Genomic DNA, 13,492 nt, shown 5'->3' with positions numbered 1-13,492 from the left:
GCAGCCGCCCTACACGGATGCGCTGCGGGCGGCCCCGGACCGCTCCCGACGCCCTCCCCCGGCCTGCCGACCGGGAGGTACCGACTCGCGCAGCCGCTGGCTGATCACCTGCGAGATGCCGTCCCCCTTCATGGTCACGCCGTAGAGGGCGTCCGCGGACTCCATGGTCAGCTTCTGGTGGGTGATCACGATCAGCTGGGAGCTCTCCCGCAGCTCCTCCATGATCCCGACCAGTCGGCGCAGGTTGGTCTCGTCGAGCGCCGCCTCCACCTCGTCCATCACGTAGAACGGGCTGGGTCTGGCCTTGAAGATCGACACCAGCAGCGCCACCGCGGTCAGCGAGCGCTCGCCACCGGACAGCAGCGACAGCCGCTTGACCTTCTTGCCCGGCGGACGGGCCTCCACCTCGACGCCGGTGGTGAGCATGTTGGCCGGGTCGGTCAGCACCAGCCGCCCCTCCCCGCCCGGGAACAGCCGGGCGAAGACGCCCTCGAACTGGGCGGCGGTGTCGTGGTACGCCGCGGTGAACAGCTGCTCGACCCGCTCGTCCACCTCCCGGACGATGTCCAGCAGGTCGCGCCGGCTGCGCTTGAGGTCGTCCAGCTGCTCGCCGAGGAACCGGTGGCGCTCCTCCAGCGCCGCGAACTCCTCCAGCGCCAGCGGGTTGACCTTGCCCAGCTGCTGGTACGCCCGCTCCGCCGCCCTGAGGCGCTTCTCCTGCTCGGCCCGGTCGTACGGGCGCGGCTCGCCGGACTGCCGCCCCTCCGCTGCGGCGCCGTCGGCGGCCGGCTCCTCGGGGGACGGCGGGACGAGCTGGTCCGGCCCGTACGAGGCGAGCAGTTCACCGCCGTCGATGCCGAACTCCTCCAGCGCGCGGGCCTCCAACTGCTCGATCCGCAGCCGCTTCTCGGCCCGCAGCACCTCGTCCCGGTGGCCGGCGTCGACCAGCTTGTCCAGTTCCTCCTTGAGGCCGCGGCCCTGCTCGCGGTGCGCCCGCAGTTCGGTCTCGCGCTCGGCGCGCGCCTGCTCGACCGCCGCCCGCCCGGCGTCCGCGCGGGCCAGCGACACCTCCAGGCAGGCCAGCAGCTGCCGGGCGCCCGCCGCGACGGCGTTCGCGACCCGGGCGTCGTGCGCGGCGCGGCGACGGCGCTCGGCGGCCCGGGCGCGCGCCTCGCGCTCGGCGCGGGCGGCCCGGTCCAGCTGGTCCGCCCGGCCGGCGAGCGCGCGGACCCGCTCCTCGTGGGTGCGCACCGCGAGCCTGGCCTCCAGCTCGGCCTGCCGGGAGCCGGTGGCGGCCTCGGCCAGCCGCTGCTGCTCTGCGGTGTCCGGCTCGTCCTCCCCGGCATCCGCCGACTCCTCGACCGCGGCCAGCCGCTCGGCCAACTCCTCGGCGGCGGTGCGCAGTTCGTCCAGGCCCTGGTCGGCCCGCGCGGTGGCGGCGGACAGCCGTTCGGCCTCGCCGGCGGCGGCCCTGGCCTGCCCGCCGAGGCGGCCGAGCGCGCCTGCCACCTGGGCCCGTTCCCGCTCCGCCTGCCGCCGCCGGTCGGCGAGTTGATCCACCGCGTCGGCCGACTCCCGCCGCCGCTCGGCGAGTTCGGCCAGGCACTCGGCCGACTCGGCGCAGCGGGCGGTGAGTTCACCGATCGCCCGGGCGGTCTCGTCGACCGCCGCCTGGGTCTCCAGCAGGCTCGGTGCGCCGTCGGAGCCGCCGTGCGCGAAGCCGGCGCCGAGCCGGTCCCCGTCGGCGGTGACGGCGGTCAGCCCGGGGCGGTCCGCGATCAGCCGCAGTGCCTCGTCGAGGGTGCCGACGACCGCCACCCGAGCCAGCAGGCTCCGTGCGGCATCGGCCAACCCCGGCGGCCCGTCGAGGAGTTCGGCGGCCCAGCGGGCACCGGCGGGCAGCTCCCCCGCGTCGGCGGCCGGTTCACCCGCACCCGCGATCAGCAGCGCGGCCCGGCCGGCGTCCTGGGCGCGCAGCAGCCGCAGCGCCTCGGCGGCGGTGCCGGGCGAGTCGACGGCCACCGCGTCGGCCGCCGCACCGAGCGCCGCCGCCACCGGCGCCTCGTACCCGGGGACGATCCGCAGCAGGGCGGCCGCCGGACCGAGCAGCCCGCTCAGCCGCTCCCCCGCGGCGAGCAGGGCTCCGGTGCCGTCCTTGCGGCGCAGCCCGAGGGACAGCGCCTCGTGCCGCGCGGTGAGCCCGGCCCGCTCGCGCTCGGCGGCGCCGGCCACCTCCCGGGCGGCGGCGAGGTCGCGTTCGACGGCGGCGAGCCGCTCCCGGGCCTCCTGGTGCGCGGCCTCGGCCTGCCCGTCGTCCCCGGCCAGGCCGTCGACCTGCCGCTGGAGTTCGTCGTACTCGTCCTGCGCGGCCCCGGCCCGGAGCAGCGCGTCGTCCCTGGCCTCGGCGAGCCGGCCGGTCTCGGCCTCAGCGGAGGCCGCCCTGGAGCGGGCGGCGGCCGCCTGCCCCTGCAACCGGGCCAGGCCCTCCCGGCGGTCCGCGATGGCCCGGGCGGCGTCCCGGAGGCGGCGTTCCTCGGCGGCCAGCTCACGCTCCAGCCCGCCCTTGCGTTCGACCGCCTCGGCCAGCGCGTACTGGGCCTCCTCCAGCGCCTCGGTGAGCGCGGCCTCCTCCTCCCGGACCCGCGCGGCCTCCTCCTCCAGTTCCTCGGGGTCACGGCCGCGCCGCTCCTCGGCCTGTCCCCCGGCGGCGGCGTGTCGGGCACGGGCCTCGGCCAGCCCGATGGTGCCGCGGCTGCGCTCGGCGAGTGCGGAGAGCCGGTACCAGGTCTGCCGGGCGGCCTCCAGGCTGGGGCCGAGCTGCTGGACCTGCGCCTCCAGCACCGCCTCGCGCTGCACCGCGTGGGCCAGCTCCTGTTCGACGGTGGTCCGGCGCAGCCGCAGTGCCAGTTCGTCGGCGATCTCGGCCTCGACGGCCTGGCGGAGGGCGAGCAGGTCGTCGGCGAGCAGCCGCAGCCGGGCGTCGCGCAGCGCGGCCTGGATGCCGGCGGCGCGGCGGGCGATCCTGGCCTGCCGGCCGAGCGGTCCGAGTTGGCGGCGCAGTTCGGCCACCAGGTCCTGGACGCGGTTGAGGTTGGCCTGCATCGCGTCCAGTTTCCGCAGCGCCTTCTCCTTGCGCTTGCGGTGCTTGAGGACGCCGGCCGCCTCCTCGATGAAGGCGCGGCGGCCCATCGGGTCGGCGTGCAGGACGGAGTCCAGCTGGCCCTGGCCGACGATGACGTGCATCTCGCGGCCGATGCCGGAGTCGGAGAGGAGTTCCTGGATGTCCAGCAGGCGGCAGGTCTCGCCGTTGAGCGCGTACTCGCTGCCGCCGTTGCGGAACATGGTCCGGGTGATGGTCACCTCGGCGTAGTCGATCGGCAAGGCGCCGTCGGCGTTGTCGATGGTGAGGCTGACCTCCGCGCGGCCGAGCGGGGGGCGCCCGCTGGTCCCGGCGAAGATGACGTCCTCCATCTTTCCGCCGCGCAGCGACTTGGCGCCCTGCTCCCCCATCACCCAGGACAGCGCGTCGACGACGTTCGACTTGCCGGAGCCGTTCGGGCCGACCACGCAGGTGATGCCGGGCTCGAAACGCAGGGTGGTGCTGGAGGCGAAGGACTTGAACCCGCGCAGCGTCAGACTCTTCAGGTGCACGCTGCCGGTCTCCTCATCGCTCGCCAGGGGCCCAGGGCTCAACGGCGACTGTATCCCCGGCGGGCCGCGCGTCCCGGACACGACCCGGACACGACGAAGGGACGCCACAACCGGGCGTCCCTTGCAAAGCTGCGTCCCTTTCGGGGCGGCTCAGTGCACAGCGGCGTCGATCTGCGAGGACCGGGCGGGACTCAGGTGAGAGCCGGCTCCCGCTGATCCAGATCGATGCTGTTGAGCAGCGAGTGCTCGTCAGCGACAGCGGTGAGCGCGTCGTTCTCAGCCTGCATCCGAAGGAGCTCGGATTCAAGATCCTGGACGCGCTGCTGAAGCCGTCGCATCTCGGAGAGCATTCGCGGGTCGGGGCCGCCGACGTACCCGAGAAGCGCCTTTGCCATGATGAATGGTCCTCCACGCTGAGTGACCGAACCGGAACGGTACAGGTCTAGGGGGAAGGGGCACGCACGCGCGGCGCGTCACCGGCAGTGCTGGCTGGGCACTGACGGCACAACCACCGTGAGCTGGGCTCACGAGGGCATGCACCTACCGGGAAAACGCGGTCGTGTGCGCGGGTTTCCAGCGTCTCACCAAAGACGGTACGGGTCAACACGATCACCGCACGCTACCGCGCCCCTGTCACCTGCCTGGCGGTGTCGTCACGCCTGGGGGTCTCGGGCCGGGTCCGGCCACGTGCTCGTGGATCATCGTTCGATGCGGAGTCAACCACGAGTCTGCCCGGATGGCAACCGCATGACACCGGCAGTTGCGGAGCAGTTCCGGCCCGCGCCGGGTACGGGCCGGGCTCAGCGGATCTCGAAGCCCTCGTAGCCGGGGCCGACGGCCGTCCAGATCTCGGTGACGCCACTGACGCCGCCTGGCGTGTCCGGGCCGCGCAGCAGCTCCAGCAGCTGTTCGCAGTCGGCGGCCAGGCCCTCGGCGACCACCTGCACCCGGCCGTCGCCGAGATTGCTCGCGTAGCCGGTCAGGCCGATCTCCAGCGCCCGCGCCCTGGTCCACCAGCGGAACCCGACCTGCTGGACCTTCCCCCGGACCCAGGCGGTCACCCGGACCGGTTCCTCACTGTGGGCGTCGCGACCGTGCATGCCCCGACCCTAGCCGCCGCACCGCCCGGTCACAGCTCCACGGGGCCGTCGACCGTCCAGCCCGGGGTGTGGACCCGCGCGCGCAGTTCGCCCCGGCGGGCCTCCCGGCCGCAGCAGCGGCAGACCCAGGTCGGGTCGAAGGGGTGCGGCTCGTGCCCCTCGGGCGCGTGGTCGAAGGTCACCGGCGACTCCGGCAGCACCCAGCGGTCGCCCCAGGTGCGCAGCGCGTGGGCGAGCGGCGCGAGGTCCCGCCCGGCCTCGGTGAGGTGGTACTCGTAGCGGGGCGGCCGCTCGCTGTACGGGCGCCGCTCGACCACCCCCGCCTCCTCCAGCGCCCGCAGCCGCGCGGTCAGCCGGTCCCGGGGCGCGCCGGTGTTGCGGGCGATCCGGTCGAAGCGGTGGTTGCCGTAGAACAGCTCGCGGACGGCCAGCAGCGCCCACTTCTCGCCGACCACCTGCAACGCGGCCGCCATCGAGCACGGTCGGCCGGGGACGGTGCCCGGAGCGCGGACGGACTCGGTGTCGGGGGTCACAGCGCCAGCCTGCCACACCGGGTTGCCTTCTCAAACCCGATGCGCCCGCGCACAACGACCGGCCCGCGAACGCGACGCGGCCCCGCCGGACGAACCGGCGGGGCCGCGGAGGTGGGCGATCGGGTCAGCGGGTCACCAGTCGCCGCCGCCGCCGAAGTCCCCGCCACCGCCGAAGTCGCCGCCACCGAAGCCGCCACCGTCGCTGAAGCCGCCGCTGAAGTCGGAGGAGTTGAAGTCGGCGCCGGTGAAGTCGCCGCCCTCGTACTGGTCCTGGTAGCCGTGGTCCATCATCGGCGCCGCGGCGTAGGCCGGGCTGCTGATCATCGAGCCGAGCATGGTGCCGACCAGCAGGCCCGGCAGCAGGCCGCCGCCGCCGAACCCGCCGAAGTAGCCGCCCGCCCAGGGGGCGTAGGCCGGTCCGGCGTTCCAGTACGGCTGCGGGCCGTGCTCGGTCTCGACGGTGCGGATGGCCGGGTCGAGGCCGGTGGCCAGCCGGTCCGCGTCGGACTGGCAGACCGGGACGGTACGGGCGGCGCCGCCGGCCGGGGCCCAGTCGGCGTCCTTGACGGACGGGCCGTGGCGCGGGTCGAAGAAGCACGGGGGACGGCGCTCGGGCACCGGGCGCTTCTCCCGCCGGGCCGCCAGGGTGGCCAGCGCGAACCGGCCGTCCTCCAGCGCCTCGGTGACCGGCTTGACGTCGTCCGGCCGCTTGGCCTCGTCCATCAGCCGCTTGGCCTTCTCGTAGGAGTCCAGGGCGTGGGTGTAGTCGGTGCGCTGGGTGTCGTCGGCGTCGGCCGCCGCCGGGTTGAAGTCGAGCCGGTCCAGCTCCTCGCCGAAGGCGGTGATGTCCTCGTCGACCACGCGGCGCAGCTGCTCCAGCTCAGCCCGGGCCTGCTCCTCCTTGCGCTTCTTGGCGCGGCGGAAGAGGAGGAAGACGCCGGCACCGGCCAGCGCGAGCAGCACGACCGGGATGACCACCCAGGCGATCGAGGTGGTGTGGTTCACCCCGGTGCCCTTGGTCTGCGGGGCGGCGCTGTCGACGAAGTCGTTCACGGTGGCGGCGATGTCGCCGTTGTGGGAGCGGAAGGCGGCGCCGGCGATGCGCTCGGCGCTGCCCTGCGACATCGCGCCGCGGTCGGCCTTGGCCGCGAACTGGTCCCCGCGCCAGATCGCGTAGGCACCGTCGATGCCGACCTTGGTGCGCAGGTCGTTGAAGACGGTCTGGGCGCCGTAGGCGGAGTCGGCCGGGACGATCGCGACGAAGATCGGCTTGTCGGCCTTGTTGATCTTCTCGGTCAGGGCGTCGGCCTGGCTCTGGCTGAATCGACTCGTCATCGCCGGGTCGACGTAGACCCGGCCCTGCTTCAGGGTGGAGGCCGCGTCGTCCAGCCCGCCGGCGGCCGAGGCCGCCGGCGCCAGCAGGAGCAGCAGCCCGAGCAGCGTCGCCACCAGGGCAAACGGCCCGGCGCCCCGGGAACGTCGTGCAAGGGTTCTCATGCCCACGACGCTACCGCGACTGGCGTCGGAGCACGGCATACCCTTCGCATACTGGTAATGACAGGATTCCCCGCCGTCCGCCGGGGCTTCGCCCCTCCTCCGGGATGATGTTTCCCCCAGTCGTCCCCGATGCGGGCGGTGTGCGGGAACTGCGGCAGGCGCCCGGTCGTACGTCCCGGCGGGCCCAGGGCGTTCCGGGCGGCGTTCCGGGCGGCGTCCCGACCGTATCGCGCGGGCGGGCATAGTGGTCCCGGACCACTGGTCCCATTGCCTTTTCTTGACCAAGCCCGTTCCTGACCTACCTCCCGATCGGAGCACCCGGTGATCATCGGCCTCGTCACCGCCGTAGCGGCATCCGCCTGCTACGGCACCGGCTCAGTCCTCCAGGCCGTCGGATCCCGCCGCTCCGCACGTGAGGAGGCCGCCAAGGGCGCCACCACCGGCACCACCGAGCACGGCGGGCCGAGCCTGTCCTCGACCGCGAAGGCCGCCGTCACCTGGGAGTTCATCCTCGGTACGGTGCTCGACCTGATCGGTTTCGGGCTGGGCGCGCTGGCCGCGCGACTGCTGCCGCTGTTCCTCTCCCAGACCATCATCAGCGCCAACCTGGTGATCACCGCGGTGCTGAGCATCAAGCTGCTCGGCATCCGGCTCAAGCAGTTGGAGTGGGCCTCGATCGGCGTGCTCTGCTCGGCGCTGGTGCTGCTGGCCGTCTCGGCCGGGCCCGAGGGCGGCCACCACGCCGAGATGGCCTTCCACTGGTGGCTGCTGGTGGTCACCACCGTGCTGCTGGTCGGCGGCAGCCTGCTGGTGCGGCGGATGGGTTCCAAGGGCGCGATCGTCGCCGGTCTGCTCTCCGGTCTCGGCTTCGGCGCGCTGGGCGTCGGCGTGCGCATCCTGAACGGCATCGACCCGTTCGACCTCGCCAAGCTGCTCTCCGACCCGGCCCTGTACGCGATCCTGGTCGGCGGCCTCGGCGGCATGTACGTGCACACGGTGGCGCTGCAGATCGGCTCGGTGAACGGCGCGACGGCCGCGCTGGTGGTCGGCGAGACGGTGCTGCCCGGCGCGATCGGCGTGCTCTGGCTCGGCGACTCCTCCAAGTCCGGCCTGGGCTGGCTCGGCGTGGTCGGCTTCCTGCTCGCGGTGGTGTCCGCGGTCGGGGTCGCCTACTTCGGCCAGGACACCCACGGCGCCCCCGGCGAGGCGGCCGCCGACCAACCGGAACTCGCCAAGCACTGAGCCGCCTCAGTCCCCGCTGCGGGCCCGTGGCACGCGCTGGCAGCGGGGGCAGAAGTAGCTGGAACGGTTCATCCAGGCGGCCCGCCGGATCGGGGTCCCGCAGCGGCGGCAGGGCTCGTGCTCGCGGCCGTACGCGTCGAGGTCCCGGGAGAAGTACCCGCTCTCGCCGTTCACGTTGACGTACAGGCTGTCGAAGCTGGTGCCGCCGACGGCGAGCGCGGCCGTCATCACCTCGCGGGCGTTGGCCAGCAGTTCGGCGCTCTGCGGGCGGGTGAGCGTCGCGGTCGGGCGGTCGTAGTGCAGCCGGGAGCGCCAGAGCGCCTCGTCGGCGTAGATGTTGCCGACCCCGCTGATCAGCGTCTGGTCGAGCAGCGCCCGCTTCACGGTGGTGCGCTTGGCCCGCAGCGCGACCGTGAAGGCGGCGTCGTCGAAGCGCGGGTCGAGCGGGTCGCGGGCGATGTGCGCGATGGAGAGCGGGGTACCCTCCGGGTCGCCGTCCTCGGCCTCCTCGACCGCGAGGCCGCCGAAGGTCCGCTGGTCGACGAAGCGCAGCTCGCGCCCGCCGTCGGTGAACCGCAGCCGTACCCGCAGGTGCGTCTCGTCGGGAACCGACGGGTCCTGGACGAGGAGTTGGCCGCTCATCCCGAGGTGGCCGATCAGCGAGAAGCCTGTGCCGGTCCCCGCCAGCGGCACCCACAGGTACTTGCCGCGCCGCTGCGCGGTGCCCAGGGTGGTGCCGGTCAGCCGGGCGGTGAAGTCGGCCGCGCCGGCGGGCTGGCGGCGCACCGCACGCGGGTGCAGCACCTGGACGTCGGCGACGGTCCGCCCGGCGACCCAGTCCGCCAGACCACGGCGGACGACCTCGACCTCGGGAAGTTCGGGCACGGGAACAGGCCTCCTGCGAAAGTGATCGGCAGGAGGAAGACTACTGCGCCCCGGCGGGCAGCCGGTCGGCGTACTTCTCCTTGATCGCCCGCCAAGCGCTCTCGGCGGCCTTCTGCTCGGCCTCCTTCTTCGAGCGGCCGACGCCGCTGCCGAAGTCCTCGCCGGCCACCCGGGCCGCCGCGGTGAAGGTCTTCTCGTGGTCCGGACCGGACTCCATGACCACGTACTCGGGCACCCCGATGCCCACCGAGGCGGTGAGCTCCTGCAGGCTGGTCTTCCAGTCCAGGCCGGCGCCCAGCTGAGAGGACTCCTCGATCAGCGGGTCGAACAGCCGGTGGACGAACTCGGTGGCCGCGTCCAGACCCTGGTCCAGGTAGACGGCCCCGATCACGGCCTCGACGGTGTCGGCGAGGATCGACGACTTGTCGCGGCCGCCGGTGCCCTCCTCGCCCTTGCCGAGCCGGATGAACTCGCCGAGGTCCAGGCCCCGGCCGACGTCCGCGAGCGCGCGGGAGTTGACCACTGCGGCGCGCAGCTTGGCGAGCGTGCCCTCCGGGACGTCCGGGTGGACGCGGTAGAGGGTGTCGGTCACCACCAGGCCCAGCACCGAGTCGCCGAGGAACTCCAGGCGCTCGTTGGTGGGCAGACCCCCGTTCTCGTACGCGTACGAGCGGTGGGTCAGGGCACGCACCAGAAGGGCGCGCTCGAGCGTGTACCCGAGGCGCCCTTCCAGGACGTCGTATTCGGTCGAAGCCGGCCCACCGGCCCTGCCACCGCCCGAAGAGGAACCCTTCGGGGCGGCGGACGCCTTGCGGGTGGAGCTACCGTCCGACATCGATCCGTGCACCCCGCCGATCAGACCGAGAGGACCTGGCGACGGTTGTACGTGCCGCAGCTCGGGCACGCGATGTGGCCCAGCTTCGGCTCGTGGCAGCGGTCGCACGCCACGAGGGCCGGAACGACGGCCTTCCAGTTGGAACGGCGGTGGCGCGTGTTGCTGCGCGACATCTTCCGCTTCGGAACAGCCACGGCTACTTCTCCTGGTTCTCGGCGAGACCCTCACGGGTGTCGCTGTTCTTGATCCCGTCACCCTCGTCGCCGGGGGCGGCGGAGAGTCCCTGCAGAGCCGCCCACCTGGGGTCGGCGGCGTCGTGGTGGTGCGTCGGGTCGTCGCTCAGGCGCGCTCCGCACTCGGAGCACAGGCCCAGGCAGTCTTCCTGGCACACCGGCTGCAGCGGCAGTGCGAGCACCACCGCGTCACGCAGCACCGGCTGGAGGTCGAAGAAGTCGCCCTCCAGGCGGTAAGTCTCTTCTTCCGAGTCCTCGTCGAGGTCCTCGGTCCCGGTGGTCCGGGCGCGGTGACGCTCGTCGGACTCCGGGTAGTAGTACAGCTCCTGGAAGTCGACGTCGATGTCGTCCTCGACGGGCTCCAGGCACCGGACGCACTCGCCCTCGATCCGGGCCTCGGCGGTGCCGGTCACCAGCACGCCCTCGACCACGGACTCCAGGCGGAGCTCCAGATGGAGTTCGCTCTTCTCCGGCACACCGATCACGTCGATGATCCCCAGGCCCTCGGGGGCCTCCAGAGTGCGGGACACCTTGCGCAGCGAGCCCGGGCGACGTCCCAGCTCGTGCGTGTCGAACACGAGGGGGTCGCGGTGGTCGAGGCGGTTCAAGGTGTCCTGACTTCCATGGGAAACATCGATGTGCGGCGCCTTCACGCCGGTGGCGCGCGGGCAAGCCGACAGTCCGACACGAAAAGGCCGGAGTGGTCAGCCTACCGGAGTCTCCCCCCAGGCCCAACTTCGGCCCCGTCAGGGACGCCCGACGGGGCCGCGCGGGCCCGGCTCAGCGGCCGCCCAGCTCCCGGAGCTTGGTCATGTCGATCATGCTGGTGTCGAAGAAGCTGGTCTCGTCCAGGCCCTGCTGCTGCGCCACGGCCGGCGGGGCCGCGGGCTGCTGCGGGTAGGTGTAGGCGTCGTACTGCTGCGCGCCGTAGCCCGGTTGTTGCTGCTGTTGCTGCTGCTGCTGGTAGTCGTAGCCCCCGTGCTGCTGCTGGCCCGCGTAGTCCGGCTGCTGCGGGTAGCCGTCCGCGGCACCCTGCTGCTGGTACCCCCACTGGGCCCCGTACGGGTCGCCCTGGCCGGCCGGGTCGTAGCCGCCGCCGTACACCTCGGCGTACTGCCCGCCCTGCTGCTGGGCCGCCGCGTACTGGTCGGTGCCGGGGGCCTGCCAGCCCGCCGCGGCCGGGGTCTGCTCCGGCCAGGTCTGCTGCTGCGGGACGTCCTCGCGGTACCAGGCGATGTCGTCGCCGTCGGCGTCGTGGGCGAAGCCCGCGGCCACCGCCTCGGCCCGCTCCTTGGCCTGCTGCGCCTCGTCGGCGGCGGCCAGGTAGGCGCCCAGCTCGTCGATCGACCGCTTGCCGAGCAGCTTGTCCCGGCCCTTGCCGACCGCTTCCAGGGTTGCGCCGAGGACGTTCTCCAGCGTGGCGAGCTTCACATCGACGTACTCGTCGACCTCGGGGCTGGGGCTGATCCGCTGCGGCTGGAACTCCTCGCCGTCCGGCTCGCCCTCGTGCTCGGTCTCGAAGACGCTGGAGTCGCCGCGCAGCTTGGTCCGGCCGCGGCCGACCGAGCCCAGCGTCTTGGTCAGCACGACCTCGAAGTTGGCGAGCTTGCTGTCCACGTAGTCGTCGGCCTCGGCGCGCTTGGTCTCGACCTCGGCGCGGGCCTCGGCGAGGATCCGGTCGGCCTCGGCCTGGGCCCGGCGGACCACCTCGGTGTCGGAGATCAGCGAGCCCCGCTCGGCGTGCGCGCCCTGGATGATCCGGTCCGCCTCGGCCTGGGCGCCGGCCACCACCTGCTCGTGGTCGGCCATCACCGACTGCGCCTGGGCGAGTTCGGCGGGCAGCGCCGCCTTGAGGTCGTTGAGCAGGCCGATGAGCTCGGCCCGGTTCACCACGCAGGAGGCCGACATCGGCATCGAACGGGCGTTCTCGACCGCCGCGACGATCTCGTCGACCTTGTTCTGCACGTCCACGGGGCTTCGTCTTTCCGTGTGCCGCCGACGGTCCGGCGGAGGCAGGCCCGACGCGGCGAACCTCACCGCAGGGCAGGAATACAGACTGTACGGCCACCGCGCGGCGAGGTCACAACGCCCGAGCCCGACCGGCTGACCGGACACCGGACAAGCCATGACGAACCGGCAGAAACGGACGGCTGCCCGGCGCCGGCCGGCGCCCCTCGCGCTCCGGTTACTGCTGGGCCCTGCGCTCCGCGATCCGCTCGACCAGCCGCCGGTGCACCGTCTCCGGCAGCAGGTGGGAGACGTCCCCGCCGTACGAGGCGACCTCCTTGACCAGCGTCGAGGAGAGGAAGCTGTAGGTCGGGGAGGTCGGCACGAACAGCGTCTCCACGCCGGTCAGGCCGTGGTTCATCTGGGCCATCTGCAGCTCGTAGTCGAAGTCGCTGACCGCGCGCAGGCCCTTGATGATCGCGGGGATCCCGCGCTCCCGGCAGAAGTCCACCAGCAGGCCGTGGTACGACTCGACCACCACGTTCCCGAAGTCCGCGGTGACCTCCTCGATCAGGCCGATCCGCTCCTCGACGGTGAACATGCCCTGCTTGTTCCGGTTGATCAGGATCGCGACATGGACCACGTCGTACAGCTTCGAGGCCCGCCCGATGATGTCGAGGTGACCGTTGGTGATCGGGTCGAACGAACCGGGACAGACGGCGCGGCGCATGGCGTGTGTGCTCCCTCGTGGGGTGATGGCTGCTGCGGGCCTCGGCCCGCTACTCGTGCTGGCTGGCCTCGGCGGCGGCGCGACCGTACCAGAGCGTGCCCTCGCCGTAGCGGCGCGAGCGCAGCACCTCGAAGCCCTCGGGCCAGCCGAACTCGCCGCCACGGGTGCTGCGCTCCACGGTGACGAGTGCGTCCGCCGCGAGCCAGCCCCCGGCCAGGAGTGTGATCAGCATCTCGCGCAGCTCCTCGTCCGTCACGGCGTACGGCGGATCGAGGAAGACCAGGTCGTACGGGGTCTGCGGGGGCGGGCCCGCGATCACCTTCTCCGCCTTGGCGGCCCGCACCTCCACGCCCGGCAGGCCGATCGTGCGGACGTTCTCCCGGATCACCCGCGCCGCCTGGCCGTCCGCCTCGACCAGCAGGACGTGTCCGGCACCGCGCGACAGCGCCTCCAGACCGACCGCGCCCGATCCGCCGAACAGGTCGAGCATCCGGGCCCCGTGCAGGGTGCCGCGCAGCGCCTCCAGGGTGGAGAACATCGCCTCGCGGGCCTTGTCGGAGGTCGGACGGGTGCCCCGGCCTGGCGGTACGGCCAGCCGGCGGCCGCCGGCCAGCCCGGCGATCACGCGGGTCATGGTGGTGGAAGGTCCTTTCGTCGCTGCCGCACCACGCTATCCCGCCCCGAGGTCCGGGGGCGCCCCGGAGGCGGGCGGAGGAGCAGCGGCCGTGGGCCCCCCCCGCCCGGGGGGGGGGGCCCCGCCCCGACCCCCGCAGCGGGGCGCGGCGCCCCCCCCCAGGGGCGGGGCGGCCCCCCCCCCCACCGCCGGGGGGGCGGATCGG

13 protein-coding genes are annotated in these 13,492 nt (G+C 73.4%); 1 reads left to right on the top strand and 12 read right to left on the bottom strand.

Annotated features, from left to right (window positions below):
- Positions 1-9: 9 nt before the first annotated feature.
- The 5 genes from smc to P3T27_RS34880 form a co-directional block, all read right to left on the bottom strand.
- Complete coding sequence (gene smc, locus P3T27_RS34900) at positions 10-3,651, bottom strand: chromosome segregation protein SMC (protein WP_280685319.1); 3,642 nt, start codon at positions 3,649-3,651, stop codon at positions 10-12.
- Positions 3,652-3,842: 191 nt separating this feature from the next.
- A complete protein-coding gene (locus tag P3T27_RS34895; protein WP_030243474.1) occupies positions 3,843-4,046 on the bottom strand; it encodes a hypothetical protein in 204 nt (67 codons plus the stop codon).
- Positions 4,047-4,451: 405 nt separating this feature from the next.
- Positions 4,452-4,751, bottom strand: coding sequence for an acylphosphatase (locus P3T27_RS34890; RefSeq protein WP_280685318.1), 300 nt, complete (start codon positions 4,749-4,751; stop codon positions 4,452-4,454).
- A gap of 29 nt (positions 4,752-4,780) precedes the next feature.
- The gene (locus tag P3T27_RS34885; RefSeq protein WP_348534184.1) at positions 4,781-5,284 is read right to left on the bottom strand and encodes a helix-turn-helix domain-containing protein; all 504 of its coding nucleotides are present in this window, start codon (positions 5,282-5,284) and stop codon (positions 4,781-4,783) included.
- Positions 5,285-5,416: 132 nt separating this feature from the next.
- Positions 5,417-6,781 carry a hypothetical protein gene (locus P3T27_RS34880; protein WP_280685317.1) on the bottom strand — a complete coding sequence of 455 codons (1,365 nt, stop codon included), beginning with the start codon at positions 6,779-6,781 and terminating at the stop codon, positions 5,417-5,419.
- A gap of 321 nt (positions 6,782-7,102) precedes the next feature.
- Here P3T27_RS34880 and P3T27_RS34875 point away from each other — a divergent pair, with 321 nt between their 5' ends.
- Positions 7,103-8,023, top strand: a complete 921-nt coding sequence (locus P3T27_RS34875; protein ID WP_280685316.1) for a hypothetical protein — start codon at positions 7,103-7,105, stop codon at positions 8,021-8,023.
- Positions 8,024-8,029: 6 nt separating this feature from the next.
- Here P3T27_RS34875 and mutM read toward each other — a convergent pair whose 3' ends face one another.
- The 7 genes from mutM to rsmD all read right to left on the bottom strand — a co-directional run bounded on the left by mutM (position 8,030) and on the right by rsmD (position 13,287).
- Entirely contained in the window at positions 8,030-8,908 is an 879-nt protein-coding gene (gene mutM / locus P3T27_RS34870; protein ID WP_280685315.1) for a bifunctional DNA-formamidopyrimidine glycosylase/DNA-(apurinic or apyrimidinic site) lyase, read from the bottom strand.
- A gap of 40 nt (positions 8,909-8,948) precedes the next feature.
- Positions 8,949-9,743, bottom strand: coding sequence for a ribonuclease III (gene rnc, locus P3T27_RS34865; RefSeq protein WP_280685314.1), 795 nt, complete (start codon positions 9,741-9,743; stop codon positions 8,949-8,951).
- A gap of 20 nt (positions 9,744-9,763) precedes the next feature.
- Entirely contained in the window at positions 9,764-9,937 is a 174-nt protein-coding gene (gene rpmF, locus P3T27_RS34860; protein WP_030056747.1) for a 50S ribosomal protein L32, read from the bottom strand.
- 2 nt (positions 9,938-9,939) lie between these two features.
- Complete coding sequence (locus P3T27_RS34855; protein ID WP_280685313.1) at positions 9,940-10,584, bottom strand: DUF177 domain-containing protein; 645 nt, start codon at positions 10,582-10,584, stop codon at positions 9,940-9,942.
- Positions 10,585-10,756: 172 nt separating this feature from the next.
- On the bottom strand, positions 10,757-11,947 hold the full coding sequence (locus tag P3T27_RS34850; protein WP_280685312.1) for an ATP synthase F0 subunit B: 1,191 nt from the start codon (positions 11,945-11,947) through the stop codon (positions 10,757-10,759).
- 214 nt (positions 11,948-12,161) lie between these two features.
- Complete coding sequence (gene coaD / locus P3T27_RS34845; RefSeq protein WP_280685311.1) at positions 12,162-12,653, bottom strand: pantetheine-phosphate adenylyltransferase; 492 nt, start codon at positions 12,651-12,653, stop codon at positions 12,162-12,164.
- A gap of 49 nt (positions 12,654-12,702) precedes the next feature.
- Positions 12,703-13,287 (bottom strand): 16S rRNA (guanine(966)-N(2))-methyltransferase RsmD, encoded by a 585-nt coding sequence (gene rsmD, locus P3T27_RS34840; protein ID WP_280685310.1) that lies wholly within the window; start codon positions 13,285-13,287, stop codon positions 12,703-12,705.
- Between the last annotated feature and the right edge of the window lie 205 nt (positions 13,288-13,492).

Origin of the sequence: Kitasatospora sp. MAA19, assembly GCF_029894125.1 — a bacterium.
Classification (GTDB): Bacteria; Actinomycetota; Actinomycetes; order Streptomycetales; family Streptomycetaceae; genus Kitasatospora.
Note: the sequence above shows the minus strand (reverse complement) of the source record. Positions and strands in the feature narration are given on the sequence as shown.

What these genes read in the sequence shown, in the direction of transcription:
- P3T27_RS34895 (WP_030243474.1), bottom strand. Translation starts at nt 4,046, where the DNA reads ATGGCAAAGGCGCTTCTCGGGTACGTCGGCGGCCCCGACCCGCGAATG.
- P3T27_RS34890 (WP_280685318.1), bottom strand. Translation starts at nt 4,751, where the DNA reads ATGCACGGTCGCGACGCCCACAGTGAGGAACCGGTCCGGGTGACCGCC.
- P3T27_RS34880 (WP_280685317.1), bottom strand. Translation starts at nt 6,781, where the DNA reads ATGAGAACCCTTGCACGACGTTCCCGGGGCGCCGGGCCGTTTGCCCTG.
- rnc (WP_280685314.1), bottom strand. Translation starts at nt 9,743, where the DNA reads ATGTCGGACGGTAGCTCCACCCGCAAGGCGTCCGCCGCCCCGAAGGGT.
- coaD (WP_280685311.1), bottom strand. Translation starts at nt 12,653, where the DNA reads ATGCGCCGCGCCGTCTGTCCCGGTTCGTTCGACCCGATCACCAACGGT.
- rsmD (WP_280685310.1), bottom strand. Translation starts at nt 13,287, where the DNA reads ATGACCCGCGTGATCGCCGGGCTGGCCGGCGGCCGCCGGCTGGCCGTA.